Raw genomic sequence first — 19,527 nt, forward strand, 5'->3', positions numbered from 1 at the left:
GAAATCTGTCATTCCAAGGCGCCGCTATAAGAATACACCTCAAGAAAGAGTCGATTGGTGCTTATATCGGTATCGACATTTAGTGGAGAATGCTTTTGGAAGAATTAAGCACTATCGAGCAATATCAACAAGATATGACAAGCTAGCAAGAAATTACGCCAGTATGGTGTCACTGGCGTTTATGTTAATGTGGCTGCCGATGTATTGCTGAACAACATTTGTACAGCAAAGATCAACAGACCCTAGTAATATATTTGTTTTATGCTAAAGGTGGGTGTTAGCTGCCTTAGTGGTGTTAATTCTGTTTATCCATCAATCATTGGCTTAAAAAAGTCGAGTGTTGTTAATCCCGTTGTTCAGATCCTGTCGCGTTTAGCCATAGCGAGTCGTTGCCATGATCTTTGGGATTTCCCCCATACTGGTCATAGATGAGCCACGCAGTATTTACCAAATTTTAAGTATAAGTTTTGTCCTATCTCGCCGTTGGTATGTTGAGATATTTGGAGTGTGAACCCGCTAGAAATAGGGAGAGTCAATGTCAATCAAGTCGAGTATTAATCCGCCGGTATTTTATTCGTCGGTCTTTTTCATCATCTTGATGGTGATGATTTGCGCAGTATGGCCCACAGAGGCAAACACCTTTTTTAGATCAATGCAGTCATGGATAGAAATGAAAGCCGGTTGGCTTTACATTCTAAGTGTGGCGTTTTTCCTGATTTTTATCATATTTGTCATGGTCAGTCGCTTCGGCGATATCAAACTAGGACCAGATCATTCAGTGCCTGACTATAGCTATAAAAGCTGGATCGCCATGTTGTTTTCGGCGGGTATGGGCATAGGTTTGATGTTTTTTGGGGTCGCTGAACCTGTTATGCACTATCTGGCTCCGCCGGATGCAACCCCTGAGAGTCTTATTGCCGCAAAAGAGGCAATGAAGATCACTTTCTTCCATTGGGGACTGCATGCTTGGGCGATTTACGCTGTGGTGGCATTGAGTCTGGCCTATTTCTCTTATCGACATAAGTTACCGTTATTGCCGCGAAGTGCGCTTTATCCCTTAATTGGTGAACGCATCTATGGTCCTATTGGCCATACAGTGGATACCTTTGCTGTGCTTGGCACTATGTTTGGGGTGGCGACCTCACTGGGCTTTGGGGTGTTGCAGGTTAACTCGGGTCTGAGTTATCTATTTGAAGGTTTACCTAATAATGCTGTGGTGCAGGTGTGTTTGATTATCGGCATTACTTTATTGGCGACATTATCGGTATTTTCTGGCCTCGATAAAGGTGTGAAACGCTTAAGCGAACTCAATCTGGGTCTCGCGATTATTTTATTGCTTATCGTCTTGATCCTTGGCCCTACGGTTATGCTGTTGCAGGCTTTTGTGCAGAATACCGGTAGTTACTTAAGTGATTTAGTGGGCAAAACCTTTAACTTGTACGCTTATGAACATAAGGAAGATTGGCTCGGAGGCTGGACCTTGCTCTATTGGGGCTGGTGGATTTCGTGGTCTCCTTTTGTCGGTACCTTTATTGCGCGTGTGAGTCGCGGCCGTACCATCCGTGAGTTTTTGATAGGTGTGTTATTTGTGCCATCGGCGCTGACCTTTCTGTGGATGACGGTATTTGGTAATACGGCGATTGATTCGATTATGAATCACGGCGCGACCTATCTTGCCGAGGCGGTGAATACCGATGTGTCAGTGGCCTTGTTTGTGTTTTTCGAGCACATGCCGTTTCCTACGTTACTTTCTGGGATTGCGATTTGTTTAGTCGTCACTTTCTTTGTGACCTCGTCGGATTCGGGATCCTTAGTGATTGATAATCTAACCTCGGGTGGTGATAACAATGCCCCCGTATGGCAGAGGATCTTTTGGGCACTGTTGCAAGGGGTCGTTGCTTCGGTATTGTTGTTAGCGGGTGGGTTACAGGCGCTGCAAACGGCGGCTATTGCCAGTGCTATGCCGTTCTTAGTGGTGATGCTATTCATGTGTCTGGGCTTATTTAAAGCCCTGAAAAATGATTGGCTTAAGATTAATAGCGTGCAGTTACACAATACCAGTGTGCAATACGCCAAAACTAATATGAGCTGGGAAGAGCGTATTGGGGTTTTAGTCTCGCATCCTACCCATGAAGAAGCGCAAGTGTTCTTGAATAATGTGGCTACGCCCGCTTTATCTAAGGTGTGTCAACACTTTATGGCTAAAGGCATAGTGGCCGATCTTGAATACTTAGATGGCCGCGTGCGATTAGTGATCAGCAATGAGGTGAATTTACCCTTTGTTTACGGTGTACGAACGCGTTGTTTTGACATCACTAACCCAATAGGGACTGAAATCGAGCAGGGAAATACCTTGTATTACCGCGCCGAAGTGTACCTTGAACAAGGTGGTCAGCATTACGATGTGATGGGTTATACCGAAGAGCAAATCCTCGCGGATGTGGTGACTCAGTATGAAAAATACTTACACTATTTGCATCTGTCGAATGCCGATCATGCCCACGTAAGTTAAGTAACGTAAGCCTGTAACGTAAGTCGGCTTAGCCATTTACGTCTACAAATCGTGCACCATTAACCCGCAAAGTGCGGGATATATTGCCCCAAGTGATAACTCGGATTATCCTTGGGGCAATTTTTTTAGGGTTTGTTTTAGGGATTACACTATGTCATCAGTGCCAGGCCAGAGTAAGTTAGATAAAGTATTAGCCGATGCGCGGGAGTACAAAGCTAAGCGTGAGAGCGGTTACCGTGAACAAGCGTTAAAACTCTATCCTTGGGTGTGTGGCCGCTGTACCCGCGAATTTACCCCAAAAAACCTAAGTGAACTGACTGTGCATCATAGGGATCATAACCACGATAACAACCCGTCAGACGGTTCAAACTGGGAATTATTATGTCTTTATTGCCATGACAACGAACATTCTCGCTTTGAAGAATTGATCCGTTACGGTAGCACCACAGAAACCAAGCAAGCGGCGGCGACCTACAATCCCTTTGCTGACTTGAAATCAATGCTGAAAAAATAGTCTTGTAGGCTGTTAGCAGGATGAGCTTGCGCAGAGGGTGGCGTTAGCAGGCGGCGGTTAGTCTTTGTCGGTTAAACGCGCTTCGGCAGCTAACCATTTATCACGACTTAAAATATGCTGGTTTTCACTGCCTTCAAACAAAGCTTTACGGGCGGGAAGTTGCTGACAAATGGCTGCTTGTTGTGCTTCGCTGCTCGTACGCCAACTGACGATTTCATCGATATGTCGAAAGCAGCCCATGCAGTAGTCTTCGTCATTTAAACCGCAGCGTGCGACGCAAGGTGAAAGCATGTGTGTCCTCTTTAGGTATTGCTGACCGCGGTTTGCAGTTAACAGTCAGGTTGAGTGCTTTTAATGGACGCGATACTAACATTTTTTCGCATAAAGTCATCCGTAGGGCAGATTTGCTCAGCCTAATACGAGACAAGTATTTTTTACACTGGGCATGACGTGAACCAAGATAATCTGCAGCAACAATTCACTTACTCACAGCAATTTAGCAAGCTTAATCAGTTGCTTGAAAAGAGTGCTGCCCTGTGGCAAGTGCGTGCATTTGAAGTGAACGCTTTACCTTGGGCACAGGATTTTCCGCAGTTGGCCGAAGCTGTGTGGGCGCTGGCTGATGATGAGCTTGATGGACTCGATGCCGAGCAATCTTTACTGGCTAAGACGCTGTCACCGGCATTAAACCGCGATCTTAGGGCATTAGGTCAAGATTGGGACTTGTCATTGCTTACCACTGCCATTGCTGATATTGCAATTACCGATACCACAAAGGTAGATAAAGCGCAGGACCGCGGTTTGTCCTTTGATGATGAGGCGCACTTTAGTGCTCACATTAAAGGCCGAAAATGGCAGCAAATTACCGCCTTTGTGCAGCATTTACCCCAGCTTAATTTACCCGTATTGGAATGGTGTGCAGGAAAAGGGCATTTGGGCCGCTTGATTGCTAAAGCCCGCGGCGCCGATGTGCTGAGTTTAGAGTGGCAAGCGCAACTATGTGAAGCAGGGCAGGCCTTTGCTGATAAGTGGCAGTTATCGCAGACCTTTATTTGCGCCGATGCCTTTGCTATTGGTGCAGAACATACTGTGACAAACACATCTACAACTACAGTTGAAGCACAAGCTGAACATGCCTCAAATGCCAATCCCTTAACTGCTCAGCAGCAAGCGGTTGCTTTGCATGCCTGCGGAGATTTGCATGTTCGGCTGTTAACGCTGGCGGCCGAGGCGGGCACGCAGGCATTGGCGATTTCTCCCTGTTGCTATCATTTAATTCAAGCGAGCCATTATCAGCCGTTATCGACTCTTGCTCAGCAGGGCAGCCTAAAGCTCAGTCGCCATGATTTACAGTTACCGCTACAGCAGAGTGTGATCGCTAATCCCAAACAACAGGCGCTGCGCCATCAAGAAATTGCGTGGCGCTTAGGCTTTGATGCACTGCAACGTGAATGTCGACAAATAGACGAGTATTTGCCTTTACCCTCGTTAAAACAGAGCCAGTTGAGCGGCAGTTTTACGGATTTTTGCCAGTGGGCGGCCGAGACTAAGGCAGTTAATTTAGCGAAAAACAGGGATTTTGAAACTTGGCTTGACGTTGGGCGACAAAGACAACAATTAACTCGCCGTATTGATTTAGTCGCGCATTTATTCCGCTGCGCACTGGAGCAGTGGTTAATCTTAGATCGCGCTTGTTTTTTGCAAGAACAAGGATATGGTGTTTGCGTGGGTGAATTTTGTGCAAACAGCGTCACACCAAGAAATACGCTGATTTTAGCGCAAAAAATGGCGGTATAATTTTGCGCGTCTAAAAATATGCTGTACTGTGATGTTTTTTATGAATTATTTCTATATTAGCGCATTTAAGTTTAGTGATAGTGAATTCAGGGCCGTCGTGTTTGGAACCTGCGCTGTGAGACAAGTCTTACACTCAAGATGGTTTTTTATTGAATCATCGGGCTTTTCTTGTTCAAATGTCGCATTAATGACGAATAACAACTGAAAGCTGACCTGCTGGTCAGTCATTCTAGTGAGCGAATAAAACAGTTTCATGAAATATTCCCGCGTATTTATTAATAGCCTGGCCTATGAACTGGCGCCTGTTGTGGTTTCCAGTAGTGAGCTAGAGTCTCGTCTTGCTCCTTTGTATCAAAAGTTCCGTATTCCTATGGGACAGCTTGCCGCATTGACTGGGATTACCGAACGCCGCTGGTGGCCCAAAGGACATCAATTGTCCGACGGTGCGATTAAAGCTGCCCGTAAAGCCATGGTTGAAACTGGGATTGATGTCGCCGATTTAGGTGCTGTTGTCTATACCGGCGTGTGCCGCGATCAACATGAGCCCGCGACCGCGTGTCGTATTGCTGCCGAATTGGGGGTGTCAAAAGACACTGCGATTTACGATATCAGCAACGCTTGCCTTGGGGTGTTATCGGGTATTTTAGATATCGCGAACCGTATTGAGTTGGGTCAAATCAAGGCGGGTATGGTGGTGTCCTGTGAGTCGGCGCGGGATATTGTCGATGTCACTATCGATAACATGTTGGCCGATCCGACCATGCAGAATTTTGCCCAGTCACTGGCGACCTTAACCGGTGGTTCTGGTGCCGTGGCGGTGATCCTTACCGACGGCAGCTTGCCGCTGACAAATGTGCGTCAGCATCAATTGCTGGGTGCATCGCACTTATCGGCGCCTGAGCATCATCAGTTGTGTCAATGGGGTCTGCAGGAAGTGGGGCATAACCTGTATCGCGAGTTTATGCGTACCGATGCCGTTACCTTGCTTAAAGAAGGCGTTGAATTGGCGAAGCACACTTGGGAGCATTTCCTTGAGCAGCGTAATTGGCTGGTTGAGCAAGTGGACAAAGTGATTTGCCATCAAGTAGGCGCTTCAAATCGTAAGCAAGTACTGAGTGCGCTCAATATCCCCCCCGAAAAAGAATTTCCAACGTATCAGCTACTGGGCAATATGGGCACAGTGTCGTTACCTGTGACCGCTGCGATGGCGCACGATCAAGGCTTTTTACAAGCGGGCGATCAAGTGAGCTTTTTAGGCATAGGCAGTGGATTGAATTGCATGATGTTAGGTATTAAGTGGTAGGGTGCATTGCACCTTTTCACGCCTTTGCTTGATGGCTAGAATACATTCGAGTCAACCCAGTAAGTCCATGATTCAGTTGATAGTTTAGTCTTTAGTTCAGTCGATAAGCTAAGCCAGCTGTACATAACCCGTTATTCGCTCTCATAAAGAATCAAGATAGGAAGCGTCATGTTAGACACTCTGTTGCCTTTTAAACGTCATTTTCTTAGCCGTAATGGCAACAAGCTACATTATATCAACGAGGGCCAAGGCGAGCCTGTGGTGATGGTTCACGGTAATCCTAGCTGGTCGTTTTACTACCGTAATCTTGTTAGCGCCTTAAAAGACACTCACCAATGCATAGTGCCGGATCATATCGGCTGTGGCCTGTCGGATAAGCCAGACGACAGTGGTTATGACTATACCCTTAAGAACCGTATCGATGATCTCGAAGCCCTGCTCGATAGCCTGAATGTGAAAGAAAACATTACCTTAGTCGTACACGACTGGGGCGGCATGATAGGTATGGGTTATGCGGCGCGTTATCCTGAGCGCATTAAACGCTTAGTGATATTGAACACGGGCGCTTTCCATTTGCCCGAGACTAAACCGTTTCCTTGGCCGCTGTGGATCTGTCGTAATACCCTGTTAGGCACTGTGTTGGTACGCGGTTTCAATGCCTTTTCGTCTATTGCTTCCTATGTGGGTGTTAAGCGCCAGCCGATGTCGAAATACATTCGCGAGGCGTATGTCGCGCCGTTTAACTCTTGGGCCAATCGCATTTCGACGCTGCGTTTTGTGCAGGATATTCCACTGCGTGAAGGCGATAGAAATTATCAATTAGTCTCTGATATTGCTGCTAGTTTACCTAAATTTGCTAAAGTGCCGACCCTGATTTGCTGGGGTCTCAAGGACTTTGTATTCGATAAGCACTTTTTAGCGAAATGGCGCCAACACATGCCCCATGCGACCGTGCATGAATTTGCCGATTGTGGTCACTACATTTTGGAAGATGCCAGCGATGAAGTGATTGCCCATATCAAAGAATTTATGGCTGACGACCACGAAGAAGCGGCGCCGTCCGAACAGGCCGCAGGTTAATGTCGACCTTGCTTGAGACTGAAGTGGCTCCTTTGGTTGCTCCTTTAGTGACGCCGTTGGAAAAGCCGCTTTTAACGGGTTCTTCTACGTCAGCAACGGTCAGTGATGCCAATATTTGTCGTCATCTCAAGCAAGCAGCCCATGCCATTCCCCATCATCTTGCGGTAGCAGTACAAAGCGCTCAGGGCGCTTCTGTGGCGAATTTGCGTTACAGCGAGTTGGACTTTCTTAATCTAGATAGACAAAGCGATGCGATAGCCTTTGCGCTTAATGCCCATGGCATTGAGCGCGGCATGAAGGCTGTGCTTATGGTCACGCCGAGTTTGGATTTTTTTGCACTTACTTTTGCGCTGTTTAAAGCGGGGGTTATTCCTATCCTAGTTGATCCCGGCATGGGGATCCGCAATCTTAAACAGTGTTTTGCTGAAGCCGCGCCCGATGCCTTTATCGGTATTCCCAAGGCTCATATTGCTAGACGTCTATTTGGTTGGGGTAAGGGCAGTATTAAGTCATTACTCAATGTTGATGACGGCAAAACAGGCTTAGCGGCAAAGTTAATCCGTATCGGTACTGGTGCGATAAGTTTATCGACTCTGCTGCAAAGCACCTCAGTGCAATCTTCTGCTCCAAAGTCTGAATATCCCATGGTGATGCTTAAATCTGATGAGATAGCGGCGATTTTATTTACCAGTGGCAGCACTGGCACGCCTAAGGGGGTGGTGTATAGCCATGGTATGTTTGAGGCACAAATTCAAGCGCTAAAAAACGATTATGGCATTTGCCATGGCGAGCGCGATTTAGCCACTTTTCCGCTGTTTTCACTCTTTGGCCCCGCACTTGGCATGGCGTCTATCGTTCCAGAAATGGATGCCAGCAAACCGATTACTGCTAATCCTGAATTTCTATTTGCCGCGATTGAGAAATATCAATGCAGTAATATTTTTGTTAACCCCGCTTTGCTCGAACGTTTAGGCCGCGCGGGGGAACAAAAACAGCATAAATTGCCTAGCGTACAGCGGGTGATTTCCGCGGGTGCGCCAGCCACCATTGCTTCCATTGCCCGTTTTAGTAAGATGCTGAGCCAAGGTGTGCCGATTTTAAATTCCTACGGCGCAACCGAATCTTTGCCTATTAGTATGATTGCCAGCGATGCGTTATTTGCCACTACTGACATCACAGATAACGGCGGTGGTATCTGTGTCGGTCGCGCTATCGATGGCGTGACGATTCGCATTATTGCTATCAGCGAAGAGGTTATTCCCGAGTGGGATGATGCCTTACAGCTGAATAACGGTGAAATCGGCGAGATAGTCGTGCAGGGGCCTATGGTGAGTCAGTCCTATTATCTAAACAATAGTCAGCACGCTAGCCAAAACGAAAGCCAAGGCAAACGCGCGACTGCGGCGGCCAAGATTTGGGATTCGGCAACCAATACCGTTAGACACCGCATGGGCGATTTGGGGTATCTTGATGATCAAGGTCTACTGTGGATGTGTGGTCGTAAGGCCCACAGAGTCGACGCCACTCTTAACGGATTGTTTGTTAAACGTTATTATTCCATTCCCTGCGAGCGCATTTTTAATACGCATCCCAATGTGAAGCGCTCCGCTTTAGTGGGAGTGAAAGTGGCGAACGAGATAGAGCCGTTAATTTGTATCGAACTCGACCAGTCATTGGTGTGCAATAAGAGTCAGCAGTTGTACCAAGATTTGATCGCCATCGCCGAGCAATTTACGCAGACTCAGGGCATAAGGCGGTTTCTTATCCATCCTGATTTCCCTGTGGATGTGCGGCATAATGCCAAGATTTTTAGAGAAAAATTAGCCGTTTGGGCACAATCACAAACGAAAGGTTGATTTAAAACTCCACGGCTTTTTCCTGCATTTTTTACGTTATATTCTGTGTTCATTTGAACAAACTCGCTTATTTTTAAGCCCTTGTGCTTATTTTAAACTTATTACACCGACTTTAAGTTCATGTAAATGTGCTGAAATGGATACCCTTAATGACGAAAGACCCAATCAAGAGCACGACGCTTGCCCAATTTGATACGGCTGAACAAACGGCACTTGCGCAGCTCGCGCTTAGGGTGCAACACGCCTTTGTCACGGGGGCGGGGGGATTTTTAGGTAAAGCGATTTGCCTGAGATTGTTAACCGCGGGCATTAAAGTCACAGGTTTTGCCCGTGGGCATTATCCCGAACTTGAAGCACTGGGCGTAGTCATGCTGCAAGGTGATTTAGTCAATAAAGATCTGCTGCAACAGGCGATGCAAGGCTGCGATATCGTATTCCATGTGGCGTCTAAAGCGGGTGTTTGGGGTGACAGAGACAGCTATTTTTGCCCGAATGTAAAGGGCGCAGCCAATGTGATTGCCGCTTGTAAGGCATTAAAAATAGATAAGTTAGTCTACACCAGTACCCCGAGTGTGACCTTTTCAGGGCAGGATGAATCGGGTATTGATGAGTCTACTCCCTATGCTACAAGATTCTTGAATCATTATGCCCACTCTAAAGCCATCGCTGAAAAGATGATGCTCGACGCCAATCAAGTGGGTGACATGCCACTTGAAAATCCTGATGTGACTCAAGTATCTAGCCAAGTGACGACTCAAGCCACTGCACCCTATGCGTTAAAAACCGTCGCACTCAGGCCGCATCTGATATGGGGGCCTGGCGATCCCCATCTAGTACCTCGGGTCTTGTCGCGCGGGCGTTTAGGTAAGCTTAAACTGGTTGGCCGCGAAGATAAGCTAGTCGATACCATCTACATAGATAACGCTGCCTATGCCCATGTGCTGGCGGCACTGGAACTTTGCCAAGCAAAGCCTAAGTGTCAAGGGAAAGCTTATTTTCTGAGTAATGATGAACCCATCACTATGGCCGAGATGATCAATCTGATTTTGGCCTGCGATGCTTTACCGCCAGTGACTAAGCGTGTGCCTCAATCTGTAGCATATGTAGCTGGCGCCGTGTTGGAAACTGTGTATTTTCTACTAAAGAAGCAAGAAGAGCCCATGATGACGCGCTTCGTGGCACGGCAGTTATCCTGCAGCCATTATTTTGATATCAGCGCAGCTAAACGAGATTTAGGTTATCGTGCGCTCGTCTCTATTAATCAAGGGATGGCAAGGCTTAAAGTGTCGCTTTAGTTTTAGATATACTGCCATCATGTTATTGGGGATTTATGAGTTGCGGTGATTGTAAAACGTCAATTTTCAGACAAAAGATTGGTCGCTGCAAACGCTGTATGTGGCAGCTTACGGCTTTATCGGCCATTGGCTGGCCGCTGTGGTGGTGGCTTTATCGTGATGCGCCTAGGGATGTAAACTCGATTGCATTACTGTTTTTCTGCGCGGCTTTTACGGGGTTACTTACTTTGCACCTTATCGTCTTGGCTTACCGTCGCCTCAGAGGGCGAAAGTAAGCCAACTGACTTTTTGTTTGTATGCTTAAACTGAGTGAGTTGCCATTTTCTCGTGCATCATTTTTTTCATTAATGGCGCAAGGGCAAAGAAGACTAATGCCATCACCACGCCAATTTGCGCCGAGAAGATAAACAGTTGCTCGTATAGCGCCATCGCACTCGGTACGTCACTTATCACGCCGCCTTGGGTATCAATCGCGGCGAGCTTGTTTAATTCGGCGGCTAAGATTTCAGAGTATGAAGTGCCGAGGAACCAAGCACCCATCATCAGGCTGACTACGCGTTTTACCGAAAGCTGAGTCACGGCTGATAAGCCTATGGGCGACAGCAATAACTCCCCGATTTCTAATACAAAATAAGCCGCGACTAAGAACCAAATACTCACTAAGCCACTGCTTAGCGGCATCTGGATCCCGAGCACAAGCACCATAAAGGATAAACCCGCGAACAAAATACCGAGTGCGGTTTTAACTGGTTTGCTTAGGTCGCAATTTTTACGGGCGAGAGCAGGCCACAGCCAAGCGAAGATAGGCGACAAACTGATCACAAAGAAGGCACCGAGGAAGGTTAGCTGTCCCGCACTCCATTCGAGGCCGAGCATGTTACGGTCCATCACACGGTCCGAAAATGCTACCCAAGAGCCATAGGTCTGCTCATATAAGCCAAAGAAGACCAAACCCGCAACGATGAAAAGCAGCAAAGCCGACATCTGTTGACGTTCAATCGGATTACAATATTTCACCATGAACCAGCCAATACCAAAGGCGAGCACTAGTGATACTGAGTGCAAGAACCAAATCACTGGGCTCACTGCGGGTAATAAACTGCTAATCGAAAGTACGAGGGAGTGGGTTTGAATCAACCCCCAGACTATGATTACGCTGCCAATTGCGCTTAAGTAAATCCATTGTTCTGTCGTTATGCCGGCGGTTTTCTTTAAAATCCGCGCAGGATCTCTGGGTTCAGCGAAGCCTTGCAGATGTTTCTTGCCACGAATAAACACCAACAAACCTGCTAACATCCCTAAACCTGCCAAACCAAAACCGTACTTCCAGCCATAGGTTTCACCTAAATAAGCGCAAATTAGCGGGGCTAAGGTGGCGCCTAAGTTGATGCCCGCGTAGAAAATGGTAAAACCAGAATCTCGCTTAGCGGATGATTTAGGATAAAGCTGACCGACTATGGTGGAAATATTGGGTTTTAAAAAGCCCACACCGACAATGATTAAGGCGAGGGATAAATAGAATACTTGCAGCGCTTGTTCATCCCGTTGAATTTCACCCGCAACGATAACCGCTTGATGGCCTTCAAAGGCCATACCTAAGTGGCCGAGCACCAATAAAACACCACCAAAGATCACCGCTTTACGCATGCCGATATAGCGGTCGGCCAATAAGCCACCCACTACGGGCATGGCATACACTAAGGCACCGTAAGCACCAATCACGTTGTAACCAAATTCATCGGTAAATAGATGATATTTAATCAGGTAAAGAAACAGTAATGCTTTCATACCGTAGAAAGAGAAGCGTTCCCACATTTCGGTAAAAAAGCAGACAAATAAGCCCTTAGGATGCCCAAATAGCATTTCAGTTGGGGGCGAGCCTTGTGGGCCCTGCATTGCGTGCGGCGGGTTTTGTTCTATTGACACTTAAGACTCCCATTGCTGGCACTTTATGCGCCGAGCAGCTAATGATTCATTTTATCGTAATGAATTTTATTAATTATTTTTCATTATTTGTGATTATCGCGGCGCTTTTGATCGCTAAAAGACGGCGCTGTTGCAGCAGTTAATCACACTCAGATGATATGGAATAGCCAAGGGTCTTGAAAGTGATGAATATTTTGTATAACTAACATTTTTAGCCGTTCTTTAAGGCTCGCTATAGCAATACTAAGCGGTTAAATTAATTCATTTTCAGTTAAGAAATGAGTGCTAAATAGTGGCCATAATTCAACTGTGGCAGTTTTATCTTAGCGGCTTTAGCCTTGAATTAGCTGTAGTTCGTCGTTTAATGGATAGTGTAAGTTTTATGATTGATAGCAATTTTGCATTATTGGAGAGCATCTACGCGCTTGTTCGAGGCTGCTATCTAAATGAATGTCACGAATGGGTGGGTTAGATGATTTTCTCAGGGAAGCGCTGTGATTGAGAAGTGAACTTATTCGAAGTATAAGTATAAATAAGCACCATAATCATATTGATTGTAAAAGAATTTTAATCTTGATAGTTGCATTTTTCATATAAGATTTCACAGTTTATATTTCTATAATGAGTTAATGTTTATCTGCTCAACTTTACTGATTGAGATCAGTCGTTATGTGTTACTAAGGAGACTTATGGAGTTTTTTACCACCCTATTTGTGGGTTACCCGCTTTGGGTTTGGTTAATGTTTTTCGGTTTTGTGCTGGCGTTATTAGCCTTTGACCTTGGCGTATTGCACAAGGAGCAGCATGAAATTACCGTGGCTGAAAGTTTAAAACTTTCAGCCTTTTATATCTGTATGGGCTTATTGTTTGGGGCCTGGCTCTGGTGGTACAAGGGTTCAACTGCCGGTATGGAATACCTAACGGGCTATCTGATTGAAAAATCACTGTCTATGGATAACGTATTTGTTATCGCGTTAATCTTCAGTAGCTTAGGTATCCCACGTTTATACCAACATAGAGTGCTCTTCTGGGGCATTATGGGCGTAATAGTGTTGCGCGCCATTATGATCGGTCTTGGTGCCGTGCTTGTTGCCCAGTATCAAGGTGTACTTGTGTTATTTGGACTCTTCTTGATTTTCACTGGCGTGAAAATGCTCTTCTCAAACGATGAGCACGGTGATATCCAAGATAATAAGTTTTATAAATGGTTACGCACTAAGATGCGTTTTACGCCAACGCTGCATAAAGAAAAATTCTGGGTTCGTGGCGAAGATCATCAGTTAACAAAAGGATGGTGGGCGACGCCGTTATTTTTAGCGTTGATCTTAGTGGAAACCGCGGATTTAGTGTTTGCAGTCGACAGTATTCCAGCTATTTTTGCGATTACCCAAGATCCTTTCATCGTCTATACCTCAAATATCTTCGCGATTCTGGGGCTACGTGCTTTGTATTTTGCCTTGGCGGCTATGGTGCACCGTTTCGAGTACCTTAAATATGCACTTTCAGTGGTATTAGTGTTTATCGGGGTGAAAGTGGGTTTAGTGTATTTCAATCACGAGGGAATAGTGGACTTTACTATCCCTACTGCCGTGTCCCTTGGTGTGACTTTTGGTCTGTTGGTCTTAGGTGTCTTGTATTCGCTGTGGAAGACGCGCGGGCAAGAAGTTGAGAAATAGCTTGGACGGCTAGTCCAATAAGTAATATGTTTCGGCCGTTTAGTCATGCTAAACGGCCTTTTTTATATCCTTAATATGTGAATCGTTAAGCTTTACAGAAGATGTTAAAAATTAGTCTATGCTTAATTTGAGCCGTTGTTAGTTTTAGGCTCACAAAGGGAGTTTTTAGGACTAATACTCTTCAAGGACGATATTATGAAACTCAACATTACCGCCATACTTCTGCTCACCGTTTGTTCATTGACCACAGTCAACGCAAAAGCTGCAGATAAGCAATCGCCTAACACTAGATCTAACGCAAATTCAACCTGTACTGGAGCCTATCCAAGTTACTTCCAAGATCCTGCTTTTGCAAAAACAGGCATGTGGGACAATCAAGTCATTATCAACCAAGCTTATTCTGGCTGGAAGGGGCCTATTTTTAGCCTCAGTGATGCTTATTCGAGTGCTAAACCAGATAGCGCTGCACCTTGGCTTAAATTCAATCCCTTCGATAAAAATCTGAGTGAAAGTGATAAAAATACCCAAGCTGAGCAATACCTCTGGGCTGTGATGAAGTACATCCAAGAGGGAAACATCGACAAAGGCGATGTCAGTAAAGACTGGGATCTGTGTAATAACAAGGTGCGCTCTTGGTACCATATTCCCTATCAGACCTATGATCCCATGAGTGGGCGGGAATTTATCCATGGCTTGACCCGAGAAGCCCCCGTCACTATGGAGATAAAAGGCCAAGGCTCCCTTAAAACCACTATGTGGGCGGTGGGTTTTTATAATCCTCAGGCGGCAAACAGCATTGGCAAGGTATGGACGGGGGCACCATCACCTGTGATGCCCCAGCAAAATTTTGCATTTAATGAAGGCAGTGTGATTGGCAAGTTATTGTTTACTACTGCAACGCCTAATAACTATCCTTTCCTTGAAAATGTACCTGTTTGGCAAGCCAATATCAGTGCCAGTGATTTCTGTGTATGTAAAAACGCCGATGGCAGTGCCTGTAGTTTCCAACAGGAAACAGAGCAATGCCCGCGCTCTGTCGCCGATGTGTACTTGTTGCAGTTTGATATTGCAGTGCGCGACAGCCGTTCACCCGTGGGCTGGGCCTATGGCACTTTTGTCGCCGATGGTCAGTTTAAAGCGAAAGAGCAAAATCCTTGGGATCGTATCTCACCTCTGGGATTAATGTGGGGGAATGACACGCCGCCAGCAACTGTGGGAGCGGCAGCATTCCCGCAAAACCCAATCACAGGGCTTAAGGATAGCGCCGTATTTCAAGAGGTTGTTGGCCGTTTGAATGAGCACACCAATGCGGGACACTTAGGGTGTAATGGGCGCCTAAATGGCCCTGCGGATAATGCATTAAGTAGCTGTTTATCTTGTCATCAAACTGCTTCAGTTCCCGATAGTACCAATAATACACCGGCAATCCTGTACCAATTTGCCTCGTATCAAGAGCCGGGCAGTGGTCAATGTTTAACATCACCCAGCGCCCTCGATTTATCGATTGACCAAGTGTATTTCAAAACCTTTATGTGTTCTGCGTCCTTCGTTGGACCCAGTAATATAGTCCCTGCACCTAAATATACTCAAGGGCAAAAACAGTGGATTTCTACTGATTTTTCATTGCAGCTCAGTATCAGTCTCACCCAGTGGCAAGAATGGCAACAAGACCAAGATAACCTGAAAAAGAATATCAAAGTACGTGTATTTGATGGCACTTTACCCTCGCGCTAATGTTGGTGTTTAAGTTTAAAACCAACGCACTATCTGGCATGACCTGTTAGATAGTGCGTTTTTTATGGCAATACCCTTGGCTCATTTTGAAATTAATGCAAATTAGCTTGTTCTTCTACGTGCTTTTTCCTAAGGTGATTGCAAATGATTTTCAATGAGGCGTGATATGAATACCCATCTACAGTTACAGGTAAACCATTGGCTTGAAAATGATCCAGACCCTCGCACTCAAGCCCAGTTACAAACCCTAATTGATAGCGGCAATGATGCCGAACTCGCAGCGCGATTTGCGGGGCGCTTGGAGTTTGGCACCGCAGGATTACGCGGTGTCGTCGGTGCTGGGCCTATGGGGATGAACCGTTTGGTGATCCGCCAAACCTCTGCTGGCCTTGGTGCTTATCTACTTGATCAGATTAAAGATGCCGCCGAGCGTGGTGTGGTGATTGGTTATGATGGTCGCCACGACTCATTCAATTTTGCCCATGATGCGGCGAGCGTACTGACCGCTATGGGGATTAAGGTACGCTTAACGTCCAAAGTAGCGCCAACGCCGTTGGTGGCTTTTGGGGTAAAACATTTTAATGCGGCAGCGGGCATTGTGGTGACCGCGAGTCATAACCCGCCGCAATACAATGGCTATAAAGTCTATTGGGAGAATGGTGCGCAGATTATTCCGCCCCACGACTCTGGCATTGCCGCGCAAATTGAACGCGCAGCAAATCAAGCGATTCCGTTTTTAGAGCATGATGACGCGGTAAAACAAGGTAAGTTAATTATCCTGCAGGACGATTTTTACCAAAGCTATCGCCATGGCGTGCAGCAAGCTGAGGTGCTGCAAAACCATACCGCCCCTGAAAAGGTCAGTTTAGCCTATACCGCCATGCACGGTGTGGGTGCTGAAATGGCTGAAACGGTATTGAAAGATGCTGGTTTCACCCAAGTGTATTCGGTTGCCTCCCAGCGTGAACCCGATGGGGATTTCCCGACGGTTAACTTCCCAAACCCTGAAGAAAAAGGGGCGATGGATTTAGTGATTGCCGAGGCGAAAAAACACGGCGCTATGCTCGCCTGTGCTAACGATCCCGATGCCGACCGTTTTGCGGTCGCAGTGCGTAAAGAGGATGGTGAGTATCAGATGCTGACGGGCGATCAAGTTGGTGTGCTCTTTGGGCATTACTTGTTATCTCACGCCAAAGATAATCAGCGTCTTACGGGCACAACGATAGTGTCATCGAGTCTGTTATCTAAGATTGCTCAGGGTTTTGGCACGCAAAGCTTTACCACGCTCACTGGCTTTAAGTGGCTGATGAATGTGGGGATTGCGAAAACGTCCCCTGAGGATCAGTTCCTGTTTGCCTATGAAGAAGCCCTTGGCTATACGGTGGGCAGCATGGTGTGGGACAAAGACGGCCTGTCGGCGCTGGTGGCATTTGCACAATTGACTGCCGAGCTGGTGGCGAAGGGGCAAACGATTTGGGACAGACTCGAGCAAATTTACCGTGAGCATGGCTTCCATCTCAATGCGCAGGTGAGCATTGCGCTAAAACCTGACACGCCCAATATTGGCGCCTATTTGCGCGAGCATCCACCGGTGAAGATTGGTGAGTTAGATGTGCTCTCAACCGATGATTTAAAGGCGCTTGAGCGTCGTTTTGCCGATGGAAATATTGAGAAAATCGACTTACCACCGAGCGATGTATTGACTTACTGCTTAGCGGGTGGGGCTCGGGTGATTGTCAGACCATCTGGCACTGAACCTAAAATTAAGTGCTACTACGAAGTGGTAGAAACTATGGTTGATACAGATACCTTAGCCAGCGCCCAAGCGAGGGCGAGCAAAGCCATGGATGATTTTATTCAGGCACATCAAGCCAGTTTGCCAAAGTAATCTTGGTTGCTGGTTAAGTTAAAACGCCAAAATTCACTTTTATTAAAAGGCTACTGACATCATGCTGTCAGTAGCCTTGTTTTATTCTTGTTGTCGCCCGTTAATGATTCAGTCCTGAATTGTACTAATAAGGTTTTGAATCATTGATATTTTTCAACAAGGAGAAAGTGAAAATGTTATCTATTGCACCGTTAGTTTGGGGTGAAATTCCTGTCAGTGACATGAACCGTGCCGTTGCTTTTTATCAGCAGCATTTTGGGGTCGAGTTTAAACGTGACGATATGGAAGACATGGAATATGCGAGCATAGTCACAGAGGATGCGAGTGCGGCGAGCATAGGGCTAGTCAAGTGCAGTATGAGCCAGCCGTCAATGCAGGGCAGCACAGTGTATTTGCATTTCAGCACCCACTTACAACCGCTAGTGGATAAACTCGCTGCCGCCAATGTGAATATTTTGCTGCCAGTGACGCCGATTAATGGTGGAGAGTGTGGTTACATCGCGTTATTTGCCGATAGTGAAGGCAATAAAGTCGGTCTGTGGTCTAAGGATAAGTAGTCTCGAGTGTTAAATTTTTAGCGTCGTGCCCTTAAGGCACGACGCTAACATTAACCTATTGGTTTAGATATCTATGGAAGAAACAAAGATGGATGTGGTTTATATTGATGCTCGACCCTTACTTGGACTAAGCACCCGCACGAATAATCGAGCAGAAATGTCTGTCGATAGCGCTAAAATTGGCAGTTTATGGCAAGCCTTTTTTGAATCATCCCAGCTGACCGCTATGCTCAATTCGCCCATGTATGGCGTGTATTATGATTATGAGTCAGACATGAATGGCGAGTTTTCTGTACTGGTGGGTAAGGCAATTGATGCCCCTGTGGATGCAAGTCATTTTACGCCATTGGAGCTTAACGCGGGCAAGTACCTTAAATTCACCGCTCAGGGTGATATGCCCCAGTGTGTTATCGATCTTTGGGGGCAAGTGTGGGGTTATTTTAGCGCGGCTGATTGCTCTCATCAGCGACGCTACCAAACGGATTTTGAAGTCTATCTTAGTGCTACTGAGGTTGAGATTTATATCGGGATTTTATGATTCAAATCGTAAAAGCACTCAAGTGTGTATTCAAGGACATACCAGCGATTGACCTAGGGTAATAATACTTAATCAACTGATTGATAGATAAAGGGTTAAACCAGAGCTAATGCGCCGCGCTGATCGCCTATTTCAAATAGTGCAAATTCTTAAACATAAACGCCTGACCACAGCCCAAGAGTTGGCTGAACGGTTAGAGGTTTCTACACGCACGATTTACCGTGATGTGCAGGACCTGTGTTTAAGTGGCATTCCTATTGAAGGGGAAGCGGGTGTCGGCTATTTATTGCGCCACGAGGTTAATGTTCCGCCCTTGATGTTTAACGAAGCCGAACTCGAAGCGATTCAAGTTGGCATGCGTATGGTGCAAACTTGGGGTGGTAAGGAGCTTGGTAGCGCTGCGAGGCAGGCGATGATTAAAGTCGAAGCTGTGTTGCCTAAACGATTACAAGCCTATCAATCCTTAATGTTTTCACCGGATTTTTATTTAGATTCCAATGAGTTTCAATTCCTTGATCCCTTGCGTAATGCGGCTCAGCGCCGCGAATACGTCAAACTCTTCTACCAAGATGTCAAACTGGATGTTACCGAGCGGGAAGTTAGGCCGCTCGCCATCTATTTTTGGCGTGGTACTTGGACCTTACTGACATGGTGTGATCTACGTGCTGATTTTCGTAATTTCAGGGTCGATCGCATCACAGGTCTTGTGCGGTTAAACCGTCATTTTGATCTCACTCTCGGGCAAGAGCTTGAAGATTATATTTGCCTGATGGATGAGCAATCGAAGGCGCGAGCAGAAGCGAAAGAAAAGCCACTCGAATGAGTGGCTTTGTATTACATTTTTAATTTGC

Annotated in this window: 17 protein-coding genes; 15 read left to right on the forward strand and 2 right to left on the reverse strand. The window is 46.3% G+C overall.

Going from position 1 to position 19,527, the window contains the following annotated elements:
• From L5L77_RS18800 to L5L77_RS18810, 3 genes are all read left to right on the forward strand, one after another.
• Window positions 1-211, forward strand: a 211-nt coding sequence (locus L5L77_RS18800) for a transposase (protein WP_263163063.1), incomplete at its 5' end; no start/stop codon positions are given.
• Between the two features lie 324 nt (window positions 212-535).
• The gene (locus L5L77_RS18805; protein ID WP_105249669.1) at window positions 536-2,512 is read left to right on the forward strand and encodes a BCCT family transporter; all 1,977 of its coding nucleotides are present in this window, start codon (window positions 536-538) and stop codon (window positions 2,510-2,512) included.
• A gap of 151 nt (window positions 2,513-2,663) precedes the next feature.
• Window positions 2,664-3,026 carry a YajD family HNH nuclease gene (locus L5L77_RS18810; protein WP_028760525.1) on the forward strand — a complete coding sequence of 121 codons (363 nt, stop codon included), beginning with the start codon at window positions 2,664-2,666 and terminating at the stop codon, window positions 3,024-3,026.
• A 57-nt stretch (window positions 3,027-3,083) separates the two neighbouring features.
• Here the strand turns inward: L5L77_RS18810 and L5L77_RS18815 are convergent, their stop codons facing one another.
• Entirely contained in the window at window positions 3,084-3,317 is a 234-nt protein-coding gene (locus L5L77_RS18815) for a DUF1289 domain-containing protein (RefSeq protein WP_006085323.1), read from the reverse strand.
• Between the two features lie 159 nt (window positions 3,318-3,476).
• On the opposite strand from L5L77_RS18815, the gene L5L77_RS18820 reads away from it, so the two are divergent.
• The 6 genes from L5L77_RS18820 to L5L77_RS18845 all read left to right on the forward strand — a co-directional run bounded on the left by L5L77_RS18820 (window position 3,477) and on the right by L5L77_RS18845 (window position 10,632).
• On the forward strand, window positions 3,477-4,823 hold the full coding sequence (locus L5L77_RS18820) for an SAM-dependent methyltransferase (protein ID WP_263223322.1): 1,347 nt from the start codon (window positions 3,477-3,479) through the stop codon (window positions 4,821-4,823).
• Between the two features lie 253 nt (window positions 4,824-5,076).
• Window positions 5,077-6,126: a 3-oxoacyl-ACP synthase III gene (locus L5L77_RS18825; RefSeq protein ID WP_028760522.1), complete on the forward strand. Its 1,050-nt coding sequence runs from the start codon at window positions 5,077-5,079 to the stop codon at window positions 6,124-6,126.
• A 168-nt stretch (window positions 6,127-6,294) separates the two neighbouring features.
• The gene (locus L5L77_RS18830) at window positions 6,295-7,206 is read left to right on the forward strand and encodes an alpha/beta fold hydrolase (protein ID WP_263223323.1); all 912 of its coding nucleotides are present in this window, start codon (window positions 6,295-6,297) and stop codon (window positions 7,204-7,206) included.
• Window positions 7,206-9,062, forward strand: a complete 1,857-nt coding sequence (gene oleC / locus L5L77_RS18835) for an olefin beta-lactone synthetase (RefSeq protein WP_263223324.1) — start codon at window positions 7,206-7,208, stop codon at window positions 9,060-9,062. The genes L5L77_RS18830 and oleC overlap by 1 nt, the downstream gene beginning before the upstream one ends.
• 149 nt (window positions 9,063-9,211) lie before the next feature.
• Window positions 9,212-10,357 carry a 2-alkyl-3-oxoalkanoate reductase gene (oleD, locus tag L5L77_RS18840; protein WP_263223325.1) on the forward strand — a complete coding sequence of 382 codons (1,146 nt, stop codon included), beginning with the start codon at window positions 9,212-9,214 and terminating at the stop codon, window positions 10,355-10,357.
• Window positions 10,358-10,392: 35 nt separating this feature from the next.
• Window positions 10,393-10,632: a DUF3624 domain-containing protein gene (locus tag L5L77_RS18845; protein WP_263179721.1), complete on the forward strand. Its 240-nt coding sequence runs from the start codon at window positions 10,393-10,395 to the stop codon at window positions 10,630-10,632.
• A gap of 25 nt (window positions 10,633-10,657) precedes the next feature.
• Here the strand turns inward: L5L77_RS18845 and L5L77_RS18850 are convergent, their stop codons facing one another.
• Window positions 10,658-12,283, reverse strand: a complete 1,626-nt coding sequence (locus L5L77_RS18850) for a peptide MFS transporter (protein WP_263184602.1) — start codon at window positions 12,281-12,283, stop codon at window positions 10,658-10,660.
• 689 nt (window positions 12,284-12,972) lie between these two features.
• On the opposite strand from L5L77_RS18850, the gene L5L77_RS18855 reads away from it, so the two are divergent.
• The 6 genes from L5L77_RS18855 to L5L77_RS18880 all read left to right on the forward strand — a co-directional run bounded on the left by L5L77_RS18855 (window position 12,973) and on the right by L5L77_RS18880 (window position 19,499).
• Window positions 12,973-13,959: a TerC family protein gene (locus L5L77_RS18855; protein ID WP_131525740.1), complete on the forward strand. Its 987-nt coding sequence runs from the start codon at window positions 12,973-12,975 to the stop codon at window positions 13,957-13,959.
• A 195-nt stretch (window positions 13,960-14,154) separates the two neighbouring features.
• Window positions 14,155-15,693, forward strand: a complete 1,539-nt coding sequence (locus L5L77_RS18860; protein WP_263184599.1) for a hypothetical protein — start codon at window positions 14,155-14,157, stop codon at window positions 15,691-15,693.
• A gap of 166 nt (window positions 15,694-15,859) precedes the next feature.
• Window positions 15,860-17,581, forward strand: a complete 1,722-nt coding sequence (locus L5L77_RS18865; RefSeq protein ID WP_263163285.1) for a phospho-sugar mutase — start codon at window positions 15,860-15,862, stop codon at window positions 17,579-17,581.
• A gap of 173 nt (window positions 17,582-17,754) precedes the next feature.
• The gene (locus tag L5L77_RS18870; protein WP_212599862.1) at window positions 17,755-18,138 is read left to right on the forward strand and encodes a VOC family protein; all 384 of its coding nucleotides are present in this window, start codon (window positions 17,755-17,757) and stop codon (window positions 18,136-18,138) included.
• Between the two features lie 88 nt (window positions 18,139-18,226).
• On the forward strand, window positions 18,227-18,676 hold the full coding sequence (locus L5L77_RS18875) for a GyrI-like domain-containing protein (RefSeq protein WP_131525748.1): 450 nt from the start codon (window positions 18,227-18,229) through the stop codon (window positions 18,674-18,676).
• A 109-nt stretch (window positions 18,677-18,785) separates the two neighbouring features.
• Window positions 18,786-19,499 carry a helix-turn-helix transcriptional regulator gene (locus L5L77_RS18880; RefSeq protein WP_131525744.1) on the forward strand — a complete coding sequence of 238 codons (714 nt, stop codon included), beginning with the start codon at window positions 18,786-18,788 and terminating at the stop codon, window positions 19,497-19,499.
• The last annotated feature ends 28 nt before the right edge of the window (window positions 19,500-19,527 follow it).

The sequence above is a fragment of the Shewanella sp. SM29 genome, assembly GCF_025654245.1.
GTDB lineage: Bacteria > Pseudomonadota > Gammaproteobacteria > Enterobacterales > Shewanellaceae > Shewanella > Shewanella oncorhynchi.